This window comes from Bacteroidales bacterium (assembly GCA_035647615.1).
In the GTDB taxonomy this organism is placed as follows: Bacteria; Bacteroidota; Bacteroidia; order Bacteroidales; family 4484-276; genus SABY01.
The window spans coordinates 64,654-89,568 of record DASRND010000017.1 but is presented as its reverse complement, the minus strand read 5'-3'; the positions used below and the strand labels follow the sequence as shown (position 1 = coordinate 89,568).

At 46.0% G+C, this 24,915-nt stretch carries 21 protein-coding genes and 1 other RNA gene; 13 read left to right on the top strand and 9 right to left on the bottom strand.

Features of this window, described 5'->3' with window-relative positions; all coding sequences use genetic code 11:
* Positions 1 to 317 precede the first annotated feature (317 nt).
* Together VFC92_06340 and VFC92_06335 are read left to right on the top strand one after the other, a co-directional pair.
* Positions 318 to 998: a 4'-phosphopantetheinyl transferase superfamily protein gene (locus VFC92_06340; GenBank protein HZK07802.1), complete on the top strand. Its 681-nt coding sequence runs from the start codon at positions 318 to 320 to the stop codon at positions 996 to 998.
* Positions 999 to 1,027: 29 nt separating this feature from the next.
* Positions 1,028 to 2,983 carry a SpoIIE family protein phosphatase gene (locus tag VFC92_06335; protein HZK07801.1) on the top strand — a complete coding sequence of 652 codons (1,956 nt, stop codon included), beginning with the start codon at positions 1,028 to 1,030 and terminating at the stop codon, positions 2,981 to 2,983.
* Positions 2,984 to 3,140: 157 nt separating this feature from the next.
* Here VFC92_06335 and VFC92_06330 read toward each other — a convergent pair whose 3' ends face one another.
* Positions 3,141 to 3,923, bottom strand: coding sequence for a PhzF family phenazine biosynthesis protein (locus VFC92_06330; GenBank protein HZK07800.1), 783 nt, complete (start codon positions 3,921 to 3,923; stop codon positions 3,141 to 3,143).
* A 322-nt stretch (positions 3,924 to 4,245) separates the two neighbouring features.
* Here VFC92_06330 and ssrA point away from each other — a divergent pair.
* The 9 genes from ssrA (at position 4,246) to tatA (ending at position 13,046) form a co-directional block, all read left to right on the top strand.
* Positions 4,246 to 4,645: a transfer-messenger RNA gene (gene ssrA, locus VFC92_06325) on the top strand.
* Positions 4,646 to 4,996: 351 nt separating this feature from the next.
* A complete protein-coding gene (locus VFC92_06320; protein HZK07799.1) occupies positions 4,997 to 5,416 on the top strand; it encodes a PaaI family thioesterase in 420 nt (139 codons plus the stop codon).
* Positions 5,413 to 6,525, top strand: a complete 1,113-nt coding sequence (locus tag VFC92_06315; GenBank protein HZK07798.1) for an isochorismate synthase — start codon at positions 5,413 to 5,415, stop codon at positions 6,523 to 6,525. Before VFC92_06320 ends, VFC92_06315 begins: the two co-directional genes overlap by 4 nt.
* A complete protein-coding gene (gene menD, locus VFC92_06310; GenBank protein HZK07797.1) occupies positions 6,522 to 8,219 on the top strand; it encodes a 2-succinyl-5-enolpyruvyl-6-hydroxy-3-cyclohexene-1-carboxylic-acid synthase in 1,698 nt (565 codons plus the stop codon). The genes VFC92_06315 and menD overlap by 4 nt, the downstream gene beginning before the upstream one ends.
* Positions 8,220 to 8,243: 24 nt before the next feature.
* Complete coding sequence (menB, locus tag VFC92_06305) at positions 8,244 to 9,065, top strand: 1,4-dihydroxy-2-naphthoyl-CoA synthase (GenBank protein HZK07796.1); 822 nt, start codon at positions 8,244 to 8,246, stop codon at positions 9,063 to 9,065.
* The gene (gene menA, locus VFC92_06300; protein ID HZK07795.1) at positions 9,065 to 9,970 is read left to right on the top strand and encodes a 1,4-dihydroxy-2-naphthoate octaprenyltransferase; all 906 of its coding nucleotides are present in this window, start codon (positions 9,065 to 9,067) and stop codon (positions 9,968 to 9,970) included. The genes menB and menA overlap by 1 nt, the downstream gene beginning before the upstream one ends.
* Entirely contained in the window at positions 9,967 to 11,025 is a 1,059-nt protein-coding gene (gene menC, locus VFC92_06295; protein ID HZK07794.1) for an o-succinylbenzoate synthase, read from the top strand. Before menA ends, menC begins: the two co-directional genes overlap by 4 nt.
* A 276-nt stretch (positions 11,026 to 11,301) precedes the next feature.
* Positions 11,302 to 12,408, top strand: a complete 1,107-nt coding sequence (locus VFC92_06290) for an AMP-binding protein (protein ID HZK07793.1) — start codon at positions 11,302 to 11,304, stop codon at positions 12,406 to 12,408.
* 449 nt (positions 12,409 to 12,857) lie between these two features.
* Positions 12,858 to 13,046, top strand: coding sequence for a twin-arginine translocase TatA/TatE family subunit (gene tatA, locus VFC92_06285; protein HZK07792.1), 189 nt, complete (start codon positions 12,858 to 12,860; stop codon positions 13,044 to 13,046).
* On the opposite strand, the gene mfd is transcribed toward tatA, so the two are convergent.
* A complete protein-coding gene (gene mfd, locus VFC92_06280; GenBank protein ID HZK07791.1) occupies positions 13,043 to 16,426 on the bottom strand; it encodes a transcription-repair coupling factor in 3,384 nt (1,127 codons plus the stop codon). The two genes, tatA and mfd, sit on opposite strands and share 4 nt — an antisense overlap.
* A gap of 204 nt (positions 16,427 to 16,630) precedes the next feature.
* On the opposite strand from mfd, the gene VFC92_06275 reads away from it, so the two are divergent.
* The gene (locus tag VFC92_06275) at positions 16,631 to 18,151 is read left to right on the top strand and encodes a serine hydrolase (GenBank protein HZK07790.1); all 1,521 of its coding nucleotides are present in this window, start codon (positions 16,631 to 16,633) and stop codon (positions 18,149 to 18,151) included.
* 2 nt (positions 18,152 to 18,153) lie between these two features.
* Here the strand turns inward: VFC92_06275 and VFC92_06270 are convergent, their stop codons facing one another.
* Positions 18,154 to 18,474: a carboxymuconolactone decarboxylase family protein gene (locus VFC92_06270; GenBank protein HZK07789.1), complete on the bottom strand. Its 321-nt coding sequence runs from the start codon at positions 18,472 to 18,474 to the stop codon at positions 18,154 to 18,156.
* 197 nt (positions 18,475 to 18,671) lie between these two features.
* Here VFC92_06270 and VFC92_06265 point away from each other — a divergent pair, with 197 nt between their 5' ends.
* The gene (locus VFC92_06265) at positions 18,672 to 19,232 is read left to right on the top strand and encodes an AraC family transcriptional regulator (GenBank protein HZK07788.1); all 561 of its coding nucleotides are present in this window, start codon (positions 18,672 to 18,674) and stop codon (positions 19,230 to 19,232) included.
* Between the two features lie 2 nt (positions 19,233 to 19,234).
* Here the strand turns inward: VFC92_06265 and VFC92_06260 are convergent, their stop codons facing one another.
* The 6 genes from VFC92_06260 to VFC92_06235 all read right to left on the bottom strand — a co-directional run bounded on the left by VFC92_06260 (position 19,235) and on the right by VFC92_06235 (position 24,842).
* The gene (locus VFC92_06260; GenBank protein HZK07787.1) at positions 19,235 to 21,109 is read right to left on the bottom strand and encodes a hypothetical protein; all 1,875 of its coding nucleotides are present in this window, start codon (positions 21,107 to 21,109) and stop codon (positions 19,235 to 19,237) included.
* Between the two features lie 274 nt (positions 21,110 to 21,383).
* A complete protein-coding gene (locus VFC92_06255; GenBank protein ID HZK07786.1) occupies positions 21,384 to 22,358 on the bottom strand; it encodes an MlaD family protein in 975 nt (324 codons plus the stop codon).
* 16 nt (positions 22,359 to 22,374) lie between these two features.
* Positions 22,375 to 23,157, bottom strand: coding sequence for an ATP-binding cassette domain-containing protein (locus VFC92_06250; GenBank protein HZK07785.1), 783 nt, complete (start codon positions 23,155 to 23,157; stop codon positions 22,375 to 22,377).
* Positions 23,154 to 23,993, bottom strand: a complete 840-nt coding sequence (locus tag VFC92_06245) for an ABC transporter permease (protein ID HZK07784.1) — start codon at positions 23,991 to 23,993, stop codon at positions 23,154 to 23,156. Before VFC92_06245 ends, VFC92_06250 begins: the two co-directional genes overlap by 4 nt.
* A 66-nt stretch (positions 23,994 to 24,059) precedes the next feature.
* Positions 24,060 to 24,311 carry an AI-2E family transporter gene (locus VFC92_06240; GenBank protein HZK07783.1) on the bottom strand — a complete coding sequence of 84 codons (252 nt, stop codon included), beginning with the start codon at positions 24,309 to 24,311 and terminating at the stop codon, positions 24,060 to 24,062.
* Between the two features lie 24 nt (positions 24,312 to 24,335).
* The gene (locus tag VFC92_06235) at positions 24,336 to 24,842 is read right to left on the bottom strand and encodes a hypothetical protein (protein ID HZK07782.1); all 507 of its coding nucleotides are present in this window, start codon (positions 24,840 to 24,842) and stop codon (positions 24,336 to 24,338) included.
* Positions 24,843 to 24,915 lie beyond the last annotated feature (73 nt).

The following is a 24,915-nucleotide window of genomic DNA, read 5'->3' as shown; positions in this document are numbered from 1 at the left end:
ATTCGTGTGTTGTCTTTTAATTTATTTAATACAACTGTTTGGTTAACGATAGATTCTTTCCCGAAATATTGGGACTACAATGACAAGTTTCTGTAAGTGATTGAAATCTATTCCAAAAAAATAGAATCATCAACACCACAACTTTAGGGCTGTGAAATGGTTTTGTCATATCGTTATGTTGAAGAAATCCTGAGGTTTCGGAATGAAGCGAAGAATCTTTTTTAGTAAGGATTTTTTTACCGGACGACAATGATTTTTGATTATAATAAACGGGAAGGATAAACAAACCTTTTCTTTATTTGTAAAAAATAGAAGAGATGACTGAAGTGTATGCCATAATGCTGCCTGATGAAGGTGTTTTTAACAAAGCGGAACCGGCGTTGTTGCAGGCGTTGGAGCCATCACGGCGACCGGCACCCTGGCGATACGGCCATCGGGCAGTGTTTCAGCGTAAGGTTTTGGGCAGGATGTTGCTCCAGTGGGCGGCAGGAAATATGTACAGTTTGCCCGCCAATCAATTGACAGTAGAAAAACTTCCCATCGGGAAACCTGTTTTCGACAAGCATCCCGAAATACATTTCAATGTGTCGCATAGTGGCCAATGGGTGGTGGTGGCGCTGTCGGAAGCGCCTGTGGGTGTTGATGTGGAAAAGGTGAGGGATGTGAATCTAGCCGTAGCCCGGCGTTTTTTTGCCAAAGAAGAATATGCGCAACTCATCTCTCAGCCTCCGGAATTACAGCGATCGTTTTTTTTCGATCTTTGGACGCTTAAAGAAAGTTACCTTAAAGCTTTGGGAACTGGTCTTACCCGCCCGCTCAATACTTTTGTGGTGCGACACGAAGAGCAACAGTTCAGGCTTTACGCCAATGGTCAGCAGTTGAGCGAGACCCTGAACCAACTTAACCTGGAAGATGATTACAAACTTGCTGTTTGCAGGTTTGAGGACACCGCAACGATTTCGGCGCAAAAAATAACGCTGGAAACCCTGTTGAAGTAGGAGAAGAGAAAATTGATAAAAATGTATTCATGAAAAAATACCGAAGCCTTACTGCCCGGCTCACCTATACCATCTCTGCCATCGTGCTGGCTATTTTTATAATAATCGTATTCATAAATTTTTGGTTTACACGTTCCAACCTGCTGGAAGATGCCCATACAGATGCGCGCAATATTTCGGCACTCATCGTCAGTGAGATTCAGCAGGAGCTTTTGCGCGTAGAGCTGCCCACCAAATATTTGGCAGGTTACCTCTCGCAGGATCAGCTTGACAGCGATGAAATTGCTATCCTGTTGCAGTTGCTCACCACCAACAATGAGCGTATTCCCGGAGGCTTCGCTGTTTATTTCGACAAAACTTCACCAACAGACAACCAGCCGAATTTTCTTTTTTATCAGCATGGTGCCCATTCCGACACGATGGAGAATGCTTTTGTTGAAAAACTCCGCACATGGGCCATGCGACTGAAAACCGAAAATAAACCATTTTGGAGTGAAGCCTATAAAAATGCAGGAGGCAATGAGCTTAGTGTGGCTTACCTGGTGCCGGCATATTTGAGTGTGGATGATAGCACCCGTATCCGCGGGATGATAGGAGTGGAGCTACGCCTGAGCTGGCTTCGCGAGGTGATAGAAAAAAGAAAACAGCATCAGCGCGATTATGTTTTTATCCTTTCGCAGCAAGGTAAACCGCTGGTACGGCCAAGAGGTGAAGCCAATTTTGAGAACGATATTTATCAAACAGCCAAACAAATCAACAATCCCGATCTGGTGATGCTGGCCGATCAAATGCTGGCCGGGCACAGCGGATTTGTTACCATAGATTGGGTGTTTGAAAACTTTAAATCACTGGTTTATTACATGCCCGTGGCGCAAACGGGATGGTCGGTGGCGGTGGTTTTCCCGAAGCGTGACCTGCTTAGCGATCTTTATCTCACCACTATTATAACCACTGCCACCGGCATAGTCGGTTTTTTGTTGATAATCTTCACCATTCTCCTCATTACCCGTCGCCTTACCCGTCCGTTGCAGCAGCTTTCGCAAAGTGCCCGCGAAATTGGTCAGGGCAATCTGACCGTGGAAATGCCCGCAGTGCCCTCCAACGATGAGGTGATGGTGCTCAAGGATTCGCTTGAAACCATGCAAACGGAGTTGCAGGCTTACATCAAAAATCTGATGGCTACGCAACGTTACAAAGATCGGGTGGAGGGCGAGCTGCGCGTGGCTCACGACATACAAATGGGATATTTGCGCAGCGACTTTACTAATTTCTGTGAAAACCGAAATTTCAACATTGCGGCTACACTAAAGCCTGCCCTTCAAATTGGCGGCGACTTCTACGATTTTTTTGATGTTAATGAGCATACCGTTTGTTTTGCCATGGGCGATGTTGCGGGCAAAGGTATTCCTGCCGCGTTGTTTATGGCCATTGCGCTCACGCTCACTCGCTCGGCAGCTTATGCTACCCAAAGTCTCAGTAAGATTGTAGGTAGAATAAACGACATTTTGGTGAGCCAGAATGAAAATGCAGTCTTTACCACCTTCTTCATAGGTTTGCTCGACACACGTACCGGCGCGATAAACTTTTGCAACGCAGGCCACAACTATCCGTATCTGTTGCAGCAAGGCGAATTGTATGAGGTGAAAGCTACGCATGGCCCGGCGCTCGGAGTGGTCGATCAGGTGAGTTACAAAACCGGGAAATTACAGATGAATGCGGGTGATAAGCTGGTGCTTTACACCGATGGCGTAACGGATGCCGAAAATAGTGAAAATATCTTTTTTAGTAAAGAAAATCTGGAGCTTGTGCTGACCAGCGATGGTGCCGCGGATATCCGGGAGCTACTGCACGGCTTGATGCAGCAGCTCAAAAAGTTCACCGGAAACCAGCCCCCTTCCGACGACATTACGGTGATGGCGTTGCAGTGGAGTGGGAGCGAGGAGAAAATTTCAAATTCCAACTCGCAAATTTCAAAAGACAAATAAATTCCAAATTTCAAATTTCAAACTTAGCTGATCATTTCCCTGGTATAGCCGCTGGTAGAGCTGGTTGCGGTGGCTGAGCGTAGTCGAAGCCAACTAGCCGAAACCTGGCCATTGAGATTTGTTTGGAGCTTGTCTTATTGTTTTTTGGAGCTTTACATCATACTTCAATATGTCCGGTAAGATAGGTCACCGCTTTGCCGCCAATTTCTACGCGGTCGCCCGACATTTTGCAGTGGAGCGTGCCGCCACGTTCCGATATCTGCCGCGCCAGCAAATGCACCTTGCCCAGCTTTTTCGACCAATAGGGTGTGAGGATGGTGTGTGCCGATCCCGTCACCGGGTCTTCGTCGATGCCAATGGCCGGAGCAAACATCCGCGACACAAAGTCGCAGCTTTTTCCCGGCGCAGTCACGATTACCGCATGATAAGGAAGCTGGCGGAGAAACTGAAAATCCGGTTGTAAAGTTCTGATAAAATCCTCATTGTCGTAAACAGCCATCAGATAATCGAGTGCCTCAGCAGTGTACAGCACTGATTTGCCCACCGCTTCTTTTAATATCGTTGGTGCTTCTACATCTTCATAAAACCCTGCCGGAAAATCCAGCACCAGCATATCGTCTTGTTTTTTAACACGCAAATTGCCGCTACGAGAAGTCAAAAAGAGGATGTCGCCGGAGAAGCCAAGATGTTCAAAAAGTACGTGTGCCGCAGCCAGTGTTGCATGTCCGCACAAATCTACTTCCACCGTGGGCGTAAACCAGCGAATTTGATAAACGTTGCCGGACTTTACAAAAAAGGCTGTTTCCGAAAGGTTGTTCTCTTTGGCTATTTGTTGCATCAGCGCATCATCGGGCCAGTGGGGGAGTGGACATACTGCCGCAGGATTTCCGCTGAAAACTTTATCTGCGAAAGCATCTATCTGATAAATGGGGATACGCATAGTTGTCGTTTTTGATATGAAAGGCAAAGATAAAAAAGGTGGTGGATAAAGGGACGGAAAGTAGAATTGTAAATTCCAAGCTCCAAAAGTCAAATAATTTCCAAATTTCCAAATTTCAAATCCGGAGCAGTTTTGTTATTGAAATTTCTATATTGAAATTTACTTGGAACTGTTTACTCCGACTATTGGCGGATGATTTATTGATTCATGGAATTTATCATTGAGGTGTCGTTTTTGCCGGTATGATAATTGCAAGACTTGGAGCCTGTAAAATATTACCTTTGCCGTTACGTTTTAAGATTCATCGTTCATTGAAAAATTTGGGGCTGATTGGTTTTGACAGCAAGGAAGTGGTACAGTAAGCATGCCGGGCATTTGGAATGTGGCTCGTTATCAACTATTCCTAAAGCCATAACTGGCAATAATAACTACGCTCTCGCAGCCTAGTCGAAGTTTAGTAGACTAGCGCCCAATCCCGACACCAGGTGTCGAGGACGAGACATCCCGCAGGCGGATAAGTCTTTTTCCTGTCTGAGTTCGGGGTGAAGCAATTAAAGACTAGCCACATGCAAGCTTCGGGCTTGTGGCGAAAACAAAGAAGATAAGTTTCAGGTTGGCTGTTTGTTGCCTGCCTGTTGCCGACAATCAAGAATAAACTAAGCGTGTAGAAATCTCTATTGCTGCTTGTTTGGACCAGGGTTCGACTCCCTGCAGCTCCACTATCATTGATAAAACAGGGTTATTTGGTGTTAAACTAAGTAACCCTTTTTTTATTAAAAGTCACTAAATATGAACCTTTCGATTCCATTTAGGAATGTCATTGTTTTTTGTGGCAAGAATAAATTGGATGTTCAGTTGGATGTAAATCACTTTCAGCACAAAATCTACATCCACAATGCACCGATTATTTTATTGCTATGTAAGTAAGAATTCCCCTTCCTTCCCATCTTTTCCAGTCATTCCATCAACCCAATGTGACGAAACGCGCACGTGGGAGGCTTTTTATTTACCTTTGCCCGTCGTAAAAGGTACTTTATTAAAAAGCAAGTCATCCAATTATTTGAAGCGCTAATATGAAAATCGATAAAAATACGAATCTGGCCGAGCTCAACCAATCCAGCCATGGAACAATGATACAAAACCTGGGCATCGAATACACCGAAATTGGCGATGATTACGTGTGCGGCCGTATGCCCGTGGATGAACGCACCTGGCGTCCCGGCCATATTTTACACGGTGGTGCCAACATTGCCTTTGCCGAAACCATTGGCGGACTTGGCTCACTTGTGCTGATAGATGGTTCCCAATATGATGTGCGCGGAAGTAGCATCACTGCCAACCACGTGGGGTCGGCAACGGGAGGTTGGGTGTATGCCCGCGCCGAGATCATCCATCAAGGCAAACGCACGCACCTCTGGAATATCGACATCACCGACCAAAATCAGCGCCTGATCTCTACGATTCGCCTCACCAACTTTATCGTTCCGCGATGAGTCTGGAAATTTTAATCGAACGTTTTATTGCCAAAGCCCGAAACGAATCCTCCGGCTTTGCCGTCTGGTATTTGCCCGGCAGTAATATTCCAATGGCTGTGGTGCAGCAGGAGGGAGAGGCGGAGCACATTAGTGATTTGAGCCAACTGCATGATCGTTCAGGATTTGTAATGGCTCCGTTTGTGGTTTCAAAACAAAATCCGGTTTTACTGCTTTCGCCGAAAGGATTGTTGCAGGGGGAAGATGAAATTGTACGGTATGTTGGTGATTTCAGCGGAAGCTTCGATTTTACTAATAATAGCTCTGATGAGAATTTTGTAGAAACTCCCAAAGAAGAATTTATTTCTCAATGCAGCAACGCCATCGAATTAATACGCAAAGGCGAAATAGATAAGGTTGTGCTTTCGCGACAAAAATTTGTCAAGCGTCGCGAGGATATCCCTCCCGGCAGTTTGCTTCAGCTTTTAAAGTCAAAATATCCTGACGCTTTTGTCTGTCTTTTTTATACGTCTGTCACCGGCTGGTGGATGGGAGCCACTCCGGAATTGTTGCTGCGCGGACATGCTGACGAATATCAAACCATGGCGCTGGCCGGAACGCGTGCTCATTCTGCGCAAACACCTTTTTCGCCATGGCCTGAAAAGGAGCAGTTGGAACAGAAATTCGTAACCGATTACATCATCGAAAAGCTTGTGAGTAATGACGCTAACGACATTCATTGTGCTGCGCCTTTTACGCGAACTGCCGGAGCCATCGAACATATTTGCACTGAAATTTCTTTTAAATCCGGCAATGCCGGTAAGTTGCTGCAAGCTTTGCATCCTACCCCGGCGGTTTGTGGCATGCCGGCAGATATTGCTAAGGATTATATTTTAAAAACTGAAAAACACAACCGCGCCTATTATTCCGGATTTCTGGGCATGCTCAACATAAACGGGCAAACGGATGTTTACGTCAATTTGCGCTGCATGAAGCTACTTGGTGAAGGCAATCTTCTATACGCCGGTGCAGGCATAACCGCCGGTTCAGACCCGGAAAAGGAGTGGCACGAAACTGAAATGAAAATGGCCAGCATGGGGCGCGCACTGAATGATTTTAAAAACAAATGATGATGATTTCTGATAAATATTCCGCACAACTGCTTGCGGAGATTATGCGGGCGAAAGGCATCGTGGAGGTAGTATTCTCGCCAGGTTCGCGGAATGCGCCACTCATCAACACATTTGCTTCGTTGCATGAGTTCAACTGCTTCACCATTGTGGACGAACGTAGCGCCGCCTTCTTTGCTTTGGGGATGGCCAATCAGAGCGGGCGCACCGTTGCCATAGCCTGCACTTCCGGCACTGCCATGCTCAATTATGCTCCGGCCATTGCGGAAGCCTTTTATCAGAAGGTTCCTTTGTTAATCCTTACCGCCGACCGCCCCACCGAATGGATCGATCAGGGCGACGGACAAACCATCCGCCAACGGGATGCTTTTCGCAATTTCATCCGCGGAAGTTATGAGTTGCCACAAAATCACGACACTGCCGACAGCCGCTGGATGACCAACCGGCTGATTAATGAAGCTATCAATAAATGCCGTTTTCCCGTCCCAGGGCCTGTGCAAATCAATCTGCCGTTTGCCGAACCGCTTTATGGCATTACGGAAATGGAACCCGAAAAGCCACGCATTATTCATCAGCCGAAGCTAAAATATTCGGTTGCTGATGACGATCTCCGGCAGATAGCCGATCTTATTAATACTACTGAAAATGTAATGCTGCTGGCCGGACAAAATAATGGCGACATCATAATGAATGACGCTTTGCGCAAAATTGCCGTGTTGCCGCAATGCATTTTGTTGACAGAAAATATTTCAAATCTTAATAACGAAAACGGTGTTGCGTGCATCGATAAACTACTGTCAGTCATTGGCGACCGCCAGAAAGATTTTGCGCCCACGCTACTGATCACTTTTGGTGAGGCGGTGGTGAGCAAGCGCATCAAAACATTTCTGCGAAAGCATAAGCCAACGCATCATTTGCATGTAAATGCTTCGCCCGATCATCCCGATACATACCAATGCCTGATGCACAGCATCCACGCTGAAGTTTCCGCTTTTTTTGATCAGATTGCGTCGCTTTTGCAGGAAGGAAAGAGTGATTATCATCAGCAATGGAAAGAGCAGTGCGCCATTGCCAACCGGCGGCACAGCGAATTTTTAAAGCAATGCCCGTTTTCTGATTTTAAAGCTTACGCGCTAATCTTCGACGAGCTGCCTCAGCCTGCCGATCTGCATCTGGGCAACAGCAGTCCGGTGCGTTATGGTCAGCTTTTCGATCATCTTGCAGGGATGCGTCATTTTGCCAACCGAGGTACCAGCGGCATCGACGGCTGTTTATCCACAGCCGCGGGAGCAGCGCATCTTTCTGAAAATCTGACTGTGGCCATCGTGGGCGACCTTTCGTTTTTTTACGATAGCAATGCATTGTGGAATAATTATCTGAACAAAAATCTCCGGATCATTGTAATTAACAACGGCGGCGGCAACATTTTCAGGATCATCCCCGGCCCTTCGGATACCGATCATCTTGAAACTGTTTTTGAAGCCCGCCACCAGCGAAGTGCGATCGCTTTGGCAAAGTCTTTTGATATTAAATGTTTTGAAGCTGCCGACGAACAAACGCTTGCGGAATTACTGCCCGCGTTTCTTGGTCCGGATGCGGAAGCTCCTGCGCTGCTCGAAATACGAACCGATGGCCGACGCTCAGCGAAAGTGCTCAACGACTATTTTAAATACTTAGAAACGGGAAGGTTTTGATTTTTAATAAAAATTTTTTATCTCATGGAAAATAGAAACTGGACAACGATAAAAGAATACGAGGAAATTTTGTTTGATTTCTGGGAAGGTATTGGCCGCATCACCATCAACAGGCCGCGCTACCACAATGCTTTTACGCCAACCACCACGGCGGAGATGAGTGACGCCTTGCATCTGTGCCGCGAAGACCAGCGCATAGCGGTGGTGGTACTCACAGGAGCCGGCGACAAAGCCTTTTGCTCGGGTGGCGACCAAAATGTGAAAGGCCACGGCGGCTACATTGGCAAAGACGGGGTGCCACGCCTCAACGTGCTCGATGTGCAAAAGCAAATTCGCTCGCTGCCCAAACCCGTTATTGCGATGGTGAACGGCTATGCCATTGGTGGGGGCCACGTGCTGCACGTAATCTGCGATTTGACCATTGCTTCCGACAACGCCATCTTTGGGCAAACCGGCCCCAAAGTGGGCAGCTTCGATGCCGGTTTTGGTTCGTCGTATCTGGCCAGCATCGTGGGGCAGAAAAAAGCCCGTGAGATTTGGTTTTTGTGCCGCCAGTACAGTGCTGTCGAAGCTTTGGAAACGGGAATGGTAAACAAAGTAGTGCCGCAGGATCAGCTCGAAGACGAGGTGGTAGAATGGGCAAAAATAATGATGCAGCGCAGCCCGATGGCTTTGCGCATGATCAAGCTGGGTCTGAATGCCGACCTCGACGGACAGGCGGGCTTGCAGGAATTTGCCGGTAACGCCACGCTGCTTTATTATCTCACCGAAGAAGCGCAGGAAGGCAAGCATGCCTTTCTCGAAAAGCGCGATCCCGACTTTGGTAAATATCCCAAATTCCCGTAATGGCAACTTTCAGATCGTGGGTTTCAGCCTCGCGGCTGCGCACTTTGCCACTGGCTGCCTCCAGCACGCTGGCCGGCAGTTTCATGGCTGTGGCCGATCGCGTGTATAATATTTCAATTATCATCTGGGCGCTCGTCACCACTTTGCTGCTGCAGATACTCTCCAACATGGCCAACGATCTGGGCGACTCGCTCAAAGGTACCGACAACGAACACCGGCTGGGGCCGCTGCGCACCGTGCAAAGCGGCAACATTAAAGTGGCTGAAATGAAAATGGCCGTGGCAGTGGTGGCTTTGATTACGCTGATTTCTGGAATTATTCTTATCGTTTCGAGTCTGGGAATTGCAAATTGGAAAGTCCTGCTCTTTCTGGCGCTGGGCATCGCAAGCATTGCGGCAGCCATAACCTACACCATCGGGCGCACAGCTTATGGCTACAGCGGATTTGGCGATCTTTTCGTGTTTCTCTTTTTCGGACTTACCGGCGTATTGGGCACCTATTATCTCAACGCACACCAACTAAACGCCGACACTTTTCTGATGGCAATTTCAGTAGGATTTCTCAGCACCGGGGTGCTTAACCTCAACAACCTGCGCGACATCGACAACGACCGCCGTTCAAACAAACACACCATTGCCGTGAGGCTTGGAGAGCGCAACGCCAAAATTTATCATCTGCTTCTCATTGTCATTGCTTTGACGGCTGGGATAGCCTACACATTGCTTAATTTCGTGTCGCCCTGGCAGTTTCTTTACTTGCTCACATTGCCTCTGTTTGCCTCTCAATTGATCGCTATTTTCCGCATCAAAGAACACCGCCGCCTCGACCCGTTCCTGCGCTACCTGGCACTCACCACTTTTGCTTTTGTATTACTTTTTGGCGCCGGTATTATGATATCCTTATGAAAGCCTGGTTTAAAAAATATCAGCTCCATTTTCATCGTCCGGCAGGCACTTCCCGTGGCGTTATGACCACGCGCGAGGGTTGGTTTATTTTTGTAAAAAATGATTCTTCAGATTATACCGGCATCGGCGAAATAGCGCCTTTGCCCAATCTTAGTTGCGATGACCGTCCTGATCTGGAATCGAAAATAAATGAAGTATGTAAGGATATTAATAACTACAAATTTTGGCTCGGTGAAGGGTTGCAGGATTTTCCTTCGGTGCGTTTTGGTCTGGAGACGGCATTGTTGGATTTAAAAAATGGTGCTGACCGGGTGTTGTTCCCTTCTGAATTTACGACCGGCCGAGCTGGCATTCCCATCAATGGTTTGATTTGGATGGGCGATGCAGAATACATGCAGGAGCAGCTTTCGCAAAAAATAGAACAAGGGTATCGTTGCATAAAATTAAAAATCGGCGCCATTGATTTTGATCGAGAGTTGCAACTGATTGCTGCATTGCGAAAGCAATATGATTCCGCTGCCATCGAGATACGCGTAGATGCCAACGGCGCTTTTGGTGCTGATGACGCAATGGAAAAGTTGCAGCAGCTCGCAAGATTGGATGTGCATAGTATCGAGCAGCCGGTGCGGCAGGGGCAGTGGCCATTGATGGCCGAAATTTGTAAACACGCGCCGTTGCCCATAGCGCTCGACGAAGAGCTGATTGGTGTCAACGCTTTCGCTGAAAAAGAAAACCTGCTCGACACCTTGCAGCCGCAGTATATCATTCTGAAACCTTCGCTGCACGGCGGCATGGCCGGCTGTGACGAATGGATAGCGTTGGCGGCGGAGCGCAACATTGGTTGGTGGATTACCTCAGCGCTCGAAAGCAATGTTGGGCTAAGTGCCATTGCGCAATATACTTTCCGTAAAAATGTAACCATTCCGCAAGGCCTCGGCACCGGACAGCTTTTTACTAACAATATTCCGTCTCCGCTTGAGATCGAATCAGGCCAACTTTTTTATAAACCGGAAAGATGTTGGGATTTTAAAACCCAGATGGCATTAGAAAAGTAGTCAGAAGGAAGCATTGTTAGCGTTCAGCTTAGGCTGGTTTCGACTTGGTTCGACTACGCTCACCAACCAACCAACGCTCAACCACCGCCTAAGCTGAATCTATTTTTGCAGGCTTAGCCTGCTTTTTGCAAATTTTGATTGAACAGGTACAGTCTGTAAAAATAAACAGGACGAGGGCTTCGACAAGCTGGCTTCGACAAGTTCAGCCACCGCAGCCACCGCAGCCTCGTCCAAACGCCACGATTCAAATATTGAAAAATGATTTAAAAACTTAAAATGATCGATCACAGAAATATCAACGGAATAACGTTTCAAGGAAAATATCGCGAAGGCGAGGCGCTGCGTGATTATTGCACCGAAGAGCTGTCGATGAAGCAAACCGAACCTTGGCGCCGGAGCATCTTCAGTTTCCTAATGCAATGGCTCGACGACAAAAGCCACATCATCGTTCCTTCAAGCGGCAGCAGCGGCCAGCCAAAGCAGTTGCAGCTTAGCAAGCAGCACATGGTGAACAGTGCGCTGAAAACGGGTGCATTTTTAGATTTAAAAAAAGGAGACAGTGCTTTGCTTTGCCTATCGGCAGATTATATTGCCGGCAAAATGATGCTCGTAAGGGCGATGACGCTTGAGCTGAATCTTTTCATCACAGAACCCGCAGACAACCCGCTGCAGAATATTCCTGATGCGCGTTTCGATTTTGCCGCGATGGTGCCTTTGCAGGTACACGAATTATTAAAAACCAAAGCTGGCGAAGCAAAACTCAACAATATCCGAAACCTGATCATCGGTGGCAGCGACATTGGATTTGCTTTAAGAAATAAAATTAAAACCTTGACCAACCGCACTTTTCATACCTATGGCATGACAGAAACCGTTTCGCATATTGCCATGCAGCAGCTCAACGGACAGATTCCCGACGAGGTGTTTCATCTCTTACCGGGCGTAAATATTTCTACCGACAGCCACCAACGGCTGATTATTGACGCTCCGGATGTTGCCTCAGTGCCGGTTCATACCAACGATGTAGCTGAACTGCTCACTCCCGACACTTTCCGTATCCTGGGGCGCTACGATCAGATGATCATTTCCGGTGGCATTAATCTTTTTCCAGAAGTGCTCGAAGCGAAAATCGAAACTTTTATTCCAAAGCGATTTGCCATTTCATGCGTTGCCGACGAACGACTGGGTGAAAAAGTGGTTTTGGTGATCGAAGATGAGAAGTGGGAAGTAGAAAATACTCGAATACTGAAAGCCAATATTTCTAAAGCATTGGAGCGGTTTGCCATTCCCAAAGAAATTATTTTTATTAATAAAATCCCGGAAACTCCTAACCAAAAGATTGATCGGATTGCTTTAAGGAAGGCCGTGGAAGTCTCGGTTTAAAGTGATTTAGTTCTGATATTAATTGTTGTAATTCTTTCCGTAGCCCAGGTTTTAAGCCTGAGTTTTCGAGACGATTTAAGGAAAAGTTCAGGGCATTTATGCCCTTTTCATAAATCAATTATTAATCAAATTTCGTAACGAATGGTGCACAAAATTGAAATTCTGTAAGGGCGTAAACGCCCTGAAAAAAAGAATTGTTTGATCGCTTCAAATCCCAGCCATGAATTGCTGGGCTACGGAATCGGAGATTCGACGGGGAAAGGCTCTGCTCTATGCGCCTTGCGCCTTGCTCTTTACGCCTTGCGCCCTGCTCTATGCGCCTTGCGCCCTGCTCTATGCGCCTTGCGTCCTGCTCTTTGCGCCTTGCGCCTTGCTCTTTGCGCCTTGCTCTTTGCGCCTTTCTTCCGTAATTTTCTATCTTTGCCATCCACACATAAAAATTCATCTTTATGAATTACCATATCATCACCGCTTGGGCGCCCGGAGCTTTCGAGATCATCGTTATTCTGGTAGTGATTCTGCTGCTTTTCGGCGGACGCAAAATACCGGAACTGATGCGTGGCATCGGCAAGGGTATCAAAGAATTTAAAGATGGTGTAAAAGACGACGAGAAACCGGACGACAATCCCAAAGACTAAGCTGGCACTTCCTGGCCAGACTTGAGGAGCGGTTGTAGTTTTTTGAGCGCTGTGGCTACATCGGGCACTTTGTCGAAAATCAGCCGCAGCTTGCTTTCTGTCTGGTGCATGCGAAAAGCCACCGGGTTATTTTTCATGTAGTTGAGGACGAATCCAAAAGCCTCCGACTGGTAATACCCCGACTCCTGGGTTCCCACAAAATATCCAATCATTTTTTCATTTTTCAAAACTACTTTTTCAAGACCTATCTTGCGGGCTATCCAGCGCACGCGGATCGTATCGAAGAGCGAGTCCACTTCGGCAGGGAAAGCTCCAAAGCGGTCGGTGAGGCGCTTAGCAAAACGTTGCAGCGCTTCTTCGCTGGCCACGTTGTCGAGTTCCTTATAAAGGCTAAGTCGCTCGGTGGTTACAGCTACATAATCTTTCGGGATAAGAATTTGCAGGTCGGTTTCTATCTGGCAGTCGGTAACGAAGTCGCGTGGGGGCTGATCGCTGAAGACATCTTTAAATTCCTCTTCGCGCAGCTCAAGCATGGCTTCATCCAAAATTTTGTGGTACATCTCGTAGCCGATGTCGGAGATAAAACCACTTTGTTCGGCGCCCAGCAGGTTTCCGGCGCCACGGATGTCGAGGTCACGCATGGCGATGTTGAAGCCACTTCCAAGATTAGAAAATTCCTCGATGGCTTTCAAGCGTTTGCGGGCTTCGGTGGTGAGGGAGGACAGTGGCGGGGAAAGCAGGTAGCAAAAAGCTTGCTTGTTGGCACGTCCCACGCGCCCGCGTAGTTGGTGCAGGTCGCTCAGGCCGAAGTTCTGGGCGTCGTTGATGATGATGGTGTTGGCGTTGGGAATGTCGAGCCCGTTTTCGATGATGGTGGTAGCTACCAGCACATCGTAGTCGCCTTCGATAAAGTCGAGCATCACCTGTTCCAGATGTTTCCCGTCCATCTGCCCGTGGCCAATTCCGATTTTTACGCCGGGACAAAACTTGCGGAGCATGTCGGCTACTTCGGCGATATTTTGTACGCGGTTGTGCACAAAATAAACCTGCCCGTTGCGCGACACTTCGTAATTGATGGCCTCGCTGATGACCTCTTCGCCAAAGCCGCGCACTTCGGTATGGATGGGGATGCGGTTGGGCGGCGGTGTGTTGATTACCGAAAGGTCGCGGGCACCCATCAGCGAAAACTGCAACGTGCGCGGAATGGGCGTGGCGGTGAGGGTGAGCGTGTCCACATTCACCTTCATTTGCTTGAGCTTTTCTTTTACACTTACACCAAATTTCTGCTCCTCGTCGATGACGAGCAGCCCCAGGTCGCGGAATTTTATTTTTTTTGACACCAGCTTGTGGGTGCCGATGAGGATATCAATTTTGCCTTCTTCCAGCTCTTCGATAATGCGCGACTGCTCTTTGGCCGACTTGAAGCGGTTGATGTATTCGACGTTTACAGGAAAGTCTTTAAGTCGTTTTTTGAAAGTTTTATAATGTTGCAAAGCTAGGATGGTGGTGGGCACCATTACAGCCACCTGTTTGCTGTCGGTAACTGCTTTGAAAGCGGTGCGCATGGCCACTTCTGTTTTTCCAAATCCTACATCACCACAAACCAGCCGGTCCATCGGATATTCTTTTTCCATGTCGCTTTTGGCGTCCTGCGTGGCCGTGTATTGGTCGGGAGTATCTTCGTAAATAAACGATGCTTCCAGCTCGTGCTGCAGGTAGGAGTCGGGTGCAAAGGAAAAGCCTTTGGCACGCTTCCGTTCAGCATAAAGCTTGATCAGCTCGCGGGCGATGTCCTTCACCTTTTTCCGGGTGCGCTCCTTCAGGCGGTTCCAATTATTTGAACCCAATCTGTTGAGTGTCGGCGGCATCCCTTCTTTTCCTACAAACTTAGAAATACGATGCAGCGAGTGGATGCTCACATAAAGCAGATCGCCATTTTGGTACACCAAACGTATGGCTTCCTGCTCTTTGCCTTGATTATCCACCGTTTCGAGACCATCGAAGCGCCCAACGCCATGGTCGATGTGTGTAACGAAGTCGCCGGGCTGCAGGTCGTAAATTTCTTTTAGCGTCAGCGCCTGACGTCCTTTGTTGCTTTCGCGAAGATGAAAACGGTGGTACCGGTCAAAAATCTGATGATCGGTAAATAGCGCCAGCTTAAGCGTGTTGTCCATAAAGCCTTCGTGCACCGGCAAAGCAATGGCTTCGTATTCGAGATGGCTTGGAGTGTTGTCTTTTTTGATGGCGTCGCTCAGGATGGCATTCAGCCGCTCCACCTGCTTCAGGCTGGTTGCAAATATTATATTGTCGAGGCCGTTAAGCGTGTTTTGGTGTAACTGTTTTATAAAAAGATCGAAATTCTTGTTGAAAGAGGGCTGCGGAAACACATCGAAATGGAAGTTGGCGGTGGCGTCGAGCATGGTGGCGGTACCAAATTCGACAACCGAAAACTCCAGCACCTGAGCTACGAAAGTGTCGCCATTAATAAAGAATTGGTGCGGATCGGTTTTTATTTTTAATACAGAAATATCGAAAGCTTCCAGCGCTTTGTCCATCTCCAGATTCATCCTTTCAAAGGTATAATGCATATCGTCGAACCAGAAAGTGGTGCCGGCGGCTACGAAGGATGTAAAAGGAATTTTCTCCTCGCTCTGGTCGCGTTTCTGCAGGTCGGGCATCACCGATACGCTGTTGTGCATTGTTAGCGAGAGCTGATTGCCCGGCTCAAAAGTGCGGATGGATTCGATCTCATCACCAAAAAATTCGATGCGGTACGGGTAGTCGCTCGAAAAAGAAAAGATGTCGATGATGCCGCCGCGAACAGCATATTGTCCGGGTTCTACCACAAAATCCACAAGGTCAAATTTTAGATCGGCAAGCGCTTCCTGCGTAAACTCCAGCGTGAGGCGGTCGCCTTTTTTAATGTTCAGCGTATTTTTGGCGACCACCAGTTTGGTCACCACTTTTTCGGCCAGCGCCTCGGGATAGGTTACAACGGCAAAGTTGTGCTTCCGTCCGTGCAGCTTGTTGAGCACCTCGCTGCGCAGCAAAATATTGGAAGCATCCGTTTTTTCTATTTCATAAGGCCTTTTGTAAGAGGTAGGGAAAAAGAGCACCTTGCGTCTGCTGTATTCTTTGTCGCGCTCGCCAAAGAGGCTTTCCAGATCATTATGAAAATAGGCTGCCGATTCCTTGTCGGGAAGGACAAAAACCTGCGTGCCTTTGAGAGTTTGCATCACGCTGGCAGCTACAAAAGCGCGTTGCGATCCCTTGCCGCCCGACAGATGCACCCGCTGTAACTGCTCTTGTAGCAGCAGTTCGGCCATCTGCCGTACCTGGCTGTTGCTGGTATAATGTTCGAGAATCTCTGCTGTGTTCAATGATTATTTTTTTGGATTTGCAAAAGTAAGCGTTTCATGCCGAAAGGCAAATCCCTCATAATGTCGATTTCCTCAAATCTTCGTGACGAACCGGGCAACGCATGGGTTTGGTAAGTGATTGTTTTAAATGTTTTCGGTGATATTGCTAATTTTGAAGCCCGAAAAGGATGTTCTATTTAAAACTGTAATATTTATTTATCAAAAATGAAACACTACTACTTTTTACTATCCCTTTCCTTGCTGCTGATTAGCGTCGGAATCACCGCGCAGGCGCAGCAGTCTGCCGCTGTTCCTGAATTTGTAAGTGAGCATCTCGACCAATACGTGCTCGATGCTTTAGCCGACTGGAACCTGCCCGGAGTGGCGGTGGCCATTGTTAAAGACGGCAAGGTGCTCGTGGCCAAAGGTTATGGATTGCGCGATCATCGCCTGCCCGATTCGGTGGATGCCAATACGCTTTTTATGATCGCCAGCAATACCAAATCATTTACAGCCACCGCAGTGGCCATGCTCGAGCATCAGAAAAAATGCAAAATCACCGACAAAGTAGTGGATCATGTGCCCGGCTTTGCCATGAACGATCCCTGGGTGACACAGCATGTCGCCATTGCCGATGTGCTTTCGCACCGGCTGGGGCTGGGTACTTTTCAGCGCGACTTTCTGTACTTTTATTCCAATCTGAAAACCGAAGAGATTTACGAAAAGTTCCCTTTAATAATTCCCCAATACGAATTTCGTGAGCGTTACGGCTATTGCAATGCAGGCTATTTTTGGGCAGGCCAATGTATCGAAAGTATCACAGGAAAGCCGTGGAATAATTTTATCGAAAACCAGTTGCTGCAGCCGCTCGACATGAATCGCACATTGATGCTCTCAGAAAATTTGCAACAGCAACAAAATATAGCTTCTGCGCATACGCTTCAGCAAGGTGTACTCACGGTATTTCCACATACAAACATCGATGTGATCGGTCCGGCGGCTTCGATGAGTTCGTCGGTAAATGATCTTAGCCATTGGGCTATTGCCCAGCTCGACAGCGGTCGCTACGAGGGTCGACAGGTAATTCCTTATGAAGTAATTCGCAAAACACGTTATCCACAAACCATCCAGAGGCGCAACTCATTTTATGGACTCGGCTGGTCCATCGATGAATACAAAGAGGTGGAAGTGGTTTCGCATGGCGGTGGCATATTGGGTTTTTTTACAGGCGTTACGTTGGTTCCGGAAATGAATCTCGGCATCGTGGTGTTAACCAACTCCGACGAGAATTGGTTTTACGATGCGTTGAAAGACGAAATTCTCGACGCTTTTCTTGATAAACCTTTTGGCAATTACAGCAGCCGATATTTGCAGCTTTACAATCGGCGGCAGCACAATGCAAACCAACAAATTCAACAATGGCGCGATACGGTGGCGATGAATTTCCAGCCTTCGTTGCCGCTCAATGTGTTTTCCGGTCCCTACCATAATGAAATCTACGGGAGCATCCGCGTAAGCGTATCGGGCGATTCGTTGCTGATCCAGTTCGAACATAATCCCGACCTGAAAGCAACTTTGCAGCATCTTTCCGGCGACAGGTTTTTGTGCACCTATTATCCGTCGCGCATGGGCACCGAAGTGTTTCCTTTTGTTGTGAAAGATGGGCAGGTACACGGATTTACCCTCAAGGTAGCCGACAGGCTTGAATATACCACTTACGATTTTACCAAAGTGTTCGTGGATTAGCTTTATTCAAATTCCCTGATTACATCGTTGGCCCATGAAAGGTCAGCCATCACCGCCGGGAAGCCAATGGTGGAGGTGAGCAGGATGATGGCGTGACGGATTTCGGCGGCATCGTTACCGGATTGCAAAAGCTGCCGTGTATGGCTGTGAACGGCGCCTTCGCTGCGGATGGCAACGGCCGCGGCCAGTTGCACCAGATTGGCCTTTTTTTCGCTCAGTGTTCCCGCACCTTTGGTGGCTGCGCCCAAGTTTTCGACTGCCTTTAAAAATTCAGGATATTGTTCTGCAATACGCTGGTAGTGATTTGGAATTTCTTTATGCATAGCTGATTGAGTTTTGTCGTTAGAAATTTTGTTCCGTTTTGGCAAAATTAAATAATCTGCTTTAGTACCACTTGCGTAGAAATAAATTAGCCACCGAGACAGCGTTAAAAGTTATTAAAATGAAAGGAAATGACATGAGAAATCAATCAGTTGGGGAGTAAATTTTTTTTTAAAAAAACTATAATACCTTTGCAGCAATGAAGCTTTACGTAAAATACATGGTGAGCCTCCGGTGCATAATGATGGTAAAGGAGGAGCTGAAAAAGCTGGGGCTGAAATATGTCGTGGTCGATCTTGGCGTGGTTAACTTTCTGGAGGATATAACAGTGGAACAGCGCGAGCAGTTGAAAGTAAATCTGTTAAAGTCGGGCCTGGAGGTAATGGACGATAAGAAAGCAATTCTAATTGAAAAAGTAAAAAACGTGATTACGGAAATGATTCATTATTCTGATGAGGTGCCTAAGGAAAATGATTCTGATTACATCAGCAGAAAAATGGGATACGATTACACCTATCTTGCCAATACGTTTTCGGAAGTGAAAGGTATTACCATTCAGCAGTTTATTATAATTAACAAAATTGAAAAGGCAAAAGAACTCATATTGTATGACGAGCTTAATCTTACGGAGATTTCCTACAAGCTTGGATACAGCAGTGTAGCACATCTTTCCAATCAGTTCAAGAAGATTACGGGGTTAACTCCTTCCTTCTTCAGGAATCTGAGTCAAAAGCGTAAGCATAATTTAGAAGACGTCTGAGCCTAATTGAAGGTCACTACGGCAGGCTTTGATATCTCAAAACCTCTGAAACCATAATCTGTGGTTATAAATGAATTTGTTTTGAAAATACTCGCTCCTTTGCTTGGAACAAAAGGATAAAATGCCAGCGAAAACTGAAAGTTGCTAAAGATCAAATAATCGTTTTTTATTAAAACGCCCAAACCAAAAAAGGAATAGAGCCGGCTTCTGCTAAATCCTGTTGATTCGTCGCCAAGCATTCCCAGGGATGCGAAAAAATAAGGACCAAAGTGGAAGCCTATCAGATTCCAGGGAGCATAACTTTGGGTTTGTAGCGTTAGCACCACCATGCTTGTGGCATTATAAGCAAGCTCTTCAAAACCTTTCATATCTTCTTTAAAAGTGAGGTCATCACCGGGAAACCTGTTTAAACCAATAATTACTGTTGGTTTAAAAAACTGCCTTACTTTCCAATTCCCCAATTGATACAGTGATGTGCCGTAATTTAACCGACCGGTGAACACACTCTGCTGAAAGCTTGATCCTTTTATAAATGTACCATATTCGAGATGCGTGCTCAGGTAGCCAAACCGATAATAATTACCCCATGCGGCCTGCAATCCCAGATACCAGCGGTCCTGCTGCTTAACATCGAAACCTCCTGTTATGCCAAAAGACCGCCCTATCGGTACGAACTCAATTTTTCCAAATTCAAAAATGTACCTGTCGCGGATATATTGCCGCGAAGTAAAACCTATGCCGGCAAACAAAACAGTTTGGCTGTTGAATACATTTGCAGGCATCGATTCCCCGGATTTTTCCGGATATTTATCTACAAGCAGCCGTCCCGACAGGATAAGATTACTGGTTCGGTCCTTTACCGAATTTCCTTTAAACAATTGATATGACCATGCACCCCAGTAGTCCTGGATATTGTTGCGCGCGGATACGTGAAGAATGGTGTCTTGCTGAACATAGGAAACCGAAGCGATCTGTTGCCCAAAAAAAATGCCCCCTGCCCATTTTGTCAATGGGGAATAAAAATTCCTTTCAAAGGCAATGGTTCGTAAAAGATACGTATTGTCGGAAAAATAATATTCGGCTCTGGCGCTTATGTATGAGGCTTTGATATTGGGAACCAAATAGCTGAAGCGTGTAAAATTGGTGCCCGTAGGTTTGTCCCATTTTAGGTCTGTCCGGAAGCGATGCCCCAGGCCGGCTAAATTATTATCCGTTAAATCCAATATAGTGGAATTACCCGAAAGGTCGAAACCCGGGACTAAGCTCCATACGTCCCATGTCCAGACATATACATCGAGCGAGTCAGAACCTTTGGAAGCGGGCATTGTAAAGAGTTCAACGTCCCGCAGATATTTTTGGGATCGGATCAGTCGCTCTGATTCCTGCACTGCCAAAGAATCATAGCGGTCACCTTTTCGGAATAGCAACATGTTTTGGATGGTCGTCTCCTTCGTCTTTACATGCAGTGCGTTGCCTGTTTTCATCAGCCAACTCTTCGGATGCAAAGAGGTATCCTGGACGTAATGGCCAAAAGGATCGAATGTAACTACATGAATATCTCTGACAATCTTCCCTTCATTCTTCAAATAAGGTTTCGGTACAATACTTTTACTCCTTTTTGCTTTTCGGGTTTTCTCGGCTGGAGCTTCTTTTAGTAATAAGCGATAGAGAAATTTGGTGAATCTTTTCTTTTTTGAGAAGCCTTCGATGGCACCATAGCGTATCGAATCATTTTCAATCCTTATAGAATCCCTGACAGCCCGCAACGAATCGCGTGTGACCATAGCCGAATCAGCAACGGGAACAGGTTCTTGTGCATGTACCTGCCCGATAAAGTATGAGGCGAAAAACACGATAAATAATACTCTGACGTACATAGCCTATCCCGTTTCATGTAATGTCTTGTTGTTCTTAACTATTTAGTTTTTTTATCAGCCCCAATCAAATTGCCCACGCTACCCCTCATTTCCGCCAGCCGGCGGAGAAGTCTCACGCACACTTTCGCTTGTGCGTTGGCTGCTCCTCCGCCAGCCGGCGGACTGGGGGGTGAAAGGGGAGGAGCTTATTGACATTTTTAATTAAAATTGAACCCAGCATTTTATATCAGAGCTTTTAAAAAAAAATTAATTCTCCTCCAGCATTCCATCGTTCTTATTTCTCCTCTTCTTTTATATTACCTTTAGGGAAATTTTGATTTATCTTAAGCTGTTTCTCTTCTTCCTTTCTTTTCTTCTTTTCCTGTCTTTTGAAATATCCCCTGAGAAGAAAGCTATTTTTTAGTGCTGTCAAATTTTCACTCAGGCTTTTACTGCTCTCTTTCAAGTTTTCAAAAGTCTGGCTAAGATCCCCCGACATGGCAGTATCCCGCACCAGCAATCCGAGGGTACCGTCGCCTTCATTAATTTCCGTCATGATCGCGTTCATTTGCCCGGAAGTCATCTCCGTATTGGCCGCCGTCAAATTGAGGCTGGCCATAATGGAATCAATGTTTGTATTCAGGTTGTCCATGATAATGGTAAGTTTTTCCTCTGCACCCGTGCTGATATCTTTAAAATTAATGATGATGTCACTGATGTTTTCCGCAATGGTCGAGTCCTGTATTAGTCTTCCTATCGTTCCTTTGCCGTGGTTGACATCGATCATTATTTCGGCTAACTGTTTTGTTATTACCTCGGCATTTACCGCTGATATTTGAAGGCTTGCAATAATGGCATCCATTTCAACCGGCTCCGACGACAAAAGTATTTGCCCTGTTATGACCGACGCGGCGTTGGCGGAACCTTGTGTTATAATCAAAACACGATCGCCAATAATTCCCTCGGAACCAATTGTAGCCAGGCAGTCTGTTTTTATAAATTGCTGTACATCTTCTTTGATGATCATGCCAACCTGTATGGTCGAATCGTTGATAATTTTGATTTTGTCAACTGTTCCAATATTAATACCCGAAAAACGGACATTATTTCCAACCTGCAACCCGCTTACATTATAGAAGGTAGTGGTAAGCTTGAACACCGGATTGAATAAGTTTTTCTGTCTTCCAATCAGGAATATGCCCAGAATAAGGAGTACAAATCCTCCGGCAACAAACAATCCCAATCGTACTTTAAATGATGATGAGCTCATATCTGTAAATCTTAAATTATTTGAAGAATGATTTTATTAAAGGATCTGTCGAGTTTTGAAATTCCTCGATCTTTCCTTCTGTGTAAACTTCTCCATCCTTCAGCATTATAGCGCGATCGGCAGTAGCCAGAGCACATTCAATATCATGCGTAATGATGATGGAAGAGGTTTTATATTTTTTCTGAACAGCATTGATAAGCGCACTTATCTCATCAGAAGTTACCGGGTCGAGTCCCGTTGTAGGTTCGTCGTAAAGCATGATCAGGGGATCCACCACAATGGTGCGGGCCAGACTTATCCGTTTGCGCATTCCGCCTGACAGTTGCGAAGGCATTTTATCCAAAGCACTCTCAAGCCCAACATTTTCCAATGCCTCATGTATCTTGTCGTTGACCTCTTTTTTGGTCATGTGTTTTTTAATCCTACGCAAAGGGAATTCAAGATTTTGCCGCACCGACATAGAATCGTACAAGGCACCACTCTGGAAAAGGAAACCAATTTTCTGTCTTAATTCACCTAGTTGTTTTTTGTTTAATGAATTTACTTCTGTTCCGAGTACGTCAATGGTACCTCCATCGGGATTCAATAACCGGACAATACACTTGATAAGAACTGACTTGCCTGATCCTGATTTTCCGAGCACAACAAGATTTTCACCTGGTAAAAGTTTGAGGGAAACATTTGTCAAAACATCCTGTGTTCCAAAGCTTTTTTTCAGGTTTTTAATTTCAATCACAGGATCGTCGACTTTGCTTCCGGCCGATGCTTCGATGATGCTATCTGATATTAAATTTTTCATTGCATCATATCAGTTATTTGAACAGCAATCATATCCACAACTATCACAAGTAAAGATGCCAGCACTACTGCTGAGTTTGCAGCTTTCCCCACACTCTCAGTTCCTCTGCCTGCGTTGAATCCTTTGTAGCATCCTACAACGCCTATCACAGCTCCGAAGAAAAAGGTTTTGATAATGGCAGGGAATAGGTCTGAAAAATCGATGACGCTGAATGCGCGGGAAAAGAATAACACAAGATTCATATCGCCTTTTATGTTATAACCGACCCAACTGCCCATAAGTCCAAAGGCATCAGCAAACAACACCAGGATGGGCAGCATGATAGTGGCTGCAATGACGCGCGTCACAACCAGAAATTTGATAGGATTGGTAGCAGAAACTTCCATGGCATCAATTTGCTCGGTCACGCGCATCGATCCCAGTTCGGCTCCCATTCCCGAACCTATTTTACCTGCACAGATCAAGGCGGTAATTACCGGGCCAATTTCACGAATAATAGATATTGCAACCATACCGGGAAGCATGGTTACAGCGCCAAAATCTTCCAGAGGAGGACGGGATTGAATGGTGAGTACAAGGCCCATGATAGCACCTGTAATGGCAACCAGCGGCAGTGACTTATTCCCTATTTCAAAACATTGACGAAGAAATTCTTTAAATTCAAAATGCACAGAAAAGGTTTCCTTGAAGATACTCCCGATGAACATGGACATATTGCCCACTTCAGAGAAAAAGCCATGTGCTATTTTTGTTTTTGCAATGGTTTTTTCGCTGAGTTTGATGGTTTGCGCGGTAGCGAAACTCTTTACTTTTATGATGGGGATTATCTTTTTCATTTTTTAGTGTATAAATAGTTTTCTGCACCAGGCCTATTAGAACTCCGAGCTGTAGGGGCAGGCTGGCTATTTCTTTTTGATTTTGATATTAAAAATTGCGCTATCCGGCATCGTGTCACCCAATAGAAATCCCCACGGTTTTAAAGAATCGATTTGATCGAAGATGACCTTAACTATTGCTGTGAGCGGGATTGAAACAAACATCCCCGGAATACCCCATAAAGCTCCAAATGCCAGTATGACAATAATAGAAACAAGGGCATTGACTTTTACTTTGGAGGCCACAATTTTGGGAACAATGTAGTTGTTGTCGATCAACTGGATGAAATACCCGTGGGAACATTAAAGTTTTATCGATAAGCCAATTTTGCCACTGGAAAATGCATTGCCGCCACCAAATTCAAGGTTCAGGCCGACTTTGTCGTTAAAATAATATCGGCCACCAATCTGGGCGCCTAAACCCAGACCTGAAGTGTTGTCTCCATGATAATCTTTGGGAGATGACCATACATAAAAGCCCACGTTTAGGCCAGCATAAAAGTCCCAATTTTGTGGAATATCCAACAAACTGTTAAAGTGATAATTCCCATTACCCGCGAATCCCATTACATTGTGATGATATTTATGATTGTCCCAATCATCATTGTAAGAACGATAAGAAAATTCACCGCCAATCGTAATATCCTTGTGAACACTGTAATCTATTCCAATATAAAACGGGACGCCCCAACTTGAGAAGCCAACTCCAAGATTAAGTTGAGCTTTACCAACTGGCAAAGGGCTTTGGCTAAAGGCAAAGCCGGAAAACATGAGTAAAGCAATTGTTGTTAAAATAAACTTCGTTTTCATTATTTCAATTTTTATTTATTAAACCGACTCCTCTGTCTTTCAGATTCATCTTGTTGTTTTTACTGTTATTAAT

Excerpts from the sequence above, each read along its gene's own strand:
- VFC92_06340 (HZK07802.1), top strand. The coding sequence starts at position 318 with ATGACTGAAGTGTATGCCATAATGCTGCCTGATGAAGGTGTTTTTAAC.
- VFC92_06335 (HZK07801.1), top strand. The coding sequence starts at position 1,028 with ATGAAAAAATACCGAAGCCTTACTGCCCGGCTCACCTATACCATCTCT.
- VFC92_06330 (HZK07800.1), bottom strand. The coding sequence starts at position 3,923 with ATGCGTATCCCCATTTATCAGATAGATGCTTTCGCAGATAAAGTTTTC.
- VFC92_06320 (HZK07799.1), top strand. The coding sequence starts at position 4,997 with ATGAAAATCGATAAAAATACGAATCTGGCCGAGCTCAACCAATCCAGC.
- VFC92_06315 (HZK07798.1), top strand. The coding sequence starts at position 5,413 with ATGAGTCTGGAAATTTTAATCGAACGTTTTATTGCCAAAGCCCGAAAC.
- menD (HZK07797.1), top strand. The coding sequence starts at position 6,522 with ATGATGATGATTTCTGATAAATATTCCGCACAACTGCTTGCGGAGATT.
- menB (HZK07796.1), top strand. The coding sequence starts at position 8,244 with ATGGAAAATAGAAACTGGACAACGATAAAAGAATACGAGGAAATTTTG.
- menA (HZK07795.1), top strand. The coding sequence starts at position 9,065 with ATGGCAACTTTCAGATCGTGGGTTTCAGCCTCGCGGCTGCGCACTTTG.
- menC (HZK07794.1), top strand. The coding sequence starts at position 9,967 with ATGAAAGCCTGGTTTAAAAAATATCAGCTCCATTTTCATCGTCCGGCA.
- VFC92_06290 (HZK07793.1), top strand. The coding sequence starts at position 11,302 with ATGATCGATCACAGAAATATCAACGGAATAACGTTTCAAGGAAAATAT.
- tatA (HZK07792.1), top strand. The coding sequence starts at position 12,858 with ATGAATTACCATATCATCACCGCTTGGGCGCCCGGAGCTTTCGAGATC.
- VFC92_06275 (HZK07790.1), top strand. The coding sequence starts at position 16,631 with ATGAAACACTACTACTTTTTACTATCCCTTTCCTTGCTGCTGATTAGC.
- VFC92_06270 (HZK07789.1), bottom strand. The coding sequence starts at position 18,474 with ATGCATAAAGAAATTCCAAATCACTACCAGCGTATTGCAGAACAATAT.
- VFC92_06265 (HZK07788.1), top strand. The coding sequence starts at position 18,672 with ATGAAGCTTTACGTAAAATACATGGTGAGCCTCCGGTGCATAATGATG.
- VFC92_06260 (HZK07787.1), bottom strand. The coding sequence starts at position 21,109 with ATGTACGTCAGAGTATTATTTATCGTGTTTTTCGCCTCATACTTTATC.
- VFC92_06255 (HZK07786.1), bottom strand. The coding sequence starts at position 22,358 with ATGAGCTCATCATCATTTAAAGTACGATTGGGATTGTTTGTTGCCGGA.
- VFC92_06250 (HZK07785.1), bottom strand. The coding sequence starts at position 23,157 with ATGAAAAATTTAATATCAGATAGCATCATCGAAGCATCGGCCGGAAGC.
- VFC92_06245 (HZK07784.1), bottom strand. The coding sequence starts at position 23,993 with ATGAAAAAGATAATCCCCATCATAAAAGTAAAGAGTTTCGCTACCGCG.
- VFC92_06235 (HZK07782.1), bottom strand. The coding sequence starts at position 24,842 with ATGAAAACGAAGTTTATTTTAACAACAATTGCTTTACTCATGTTTTCC.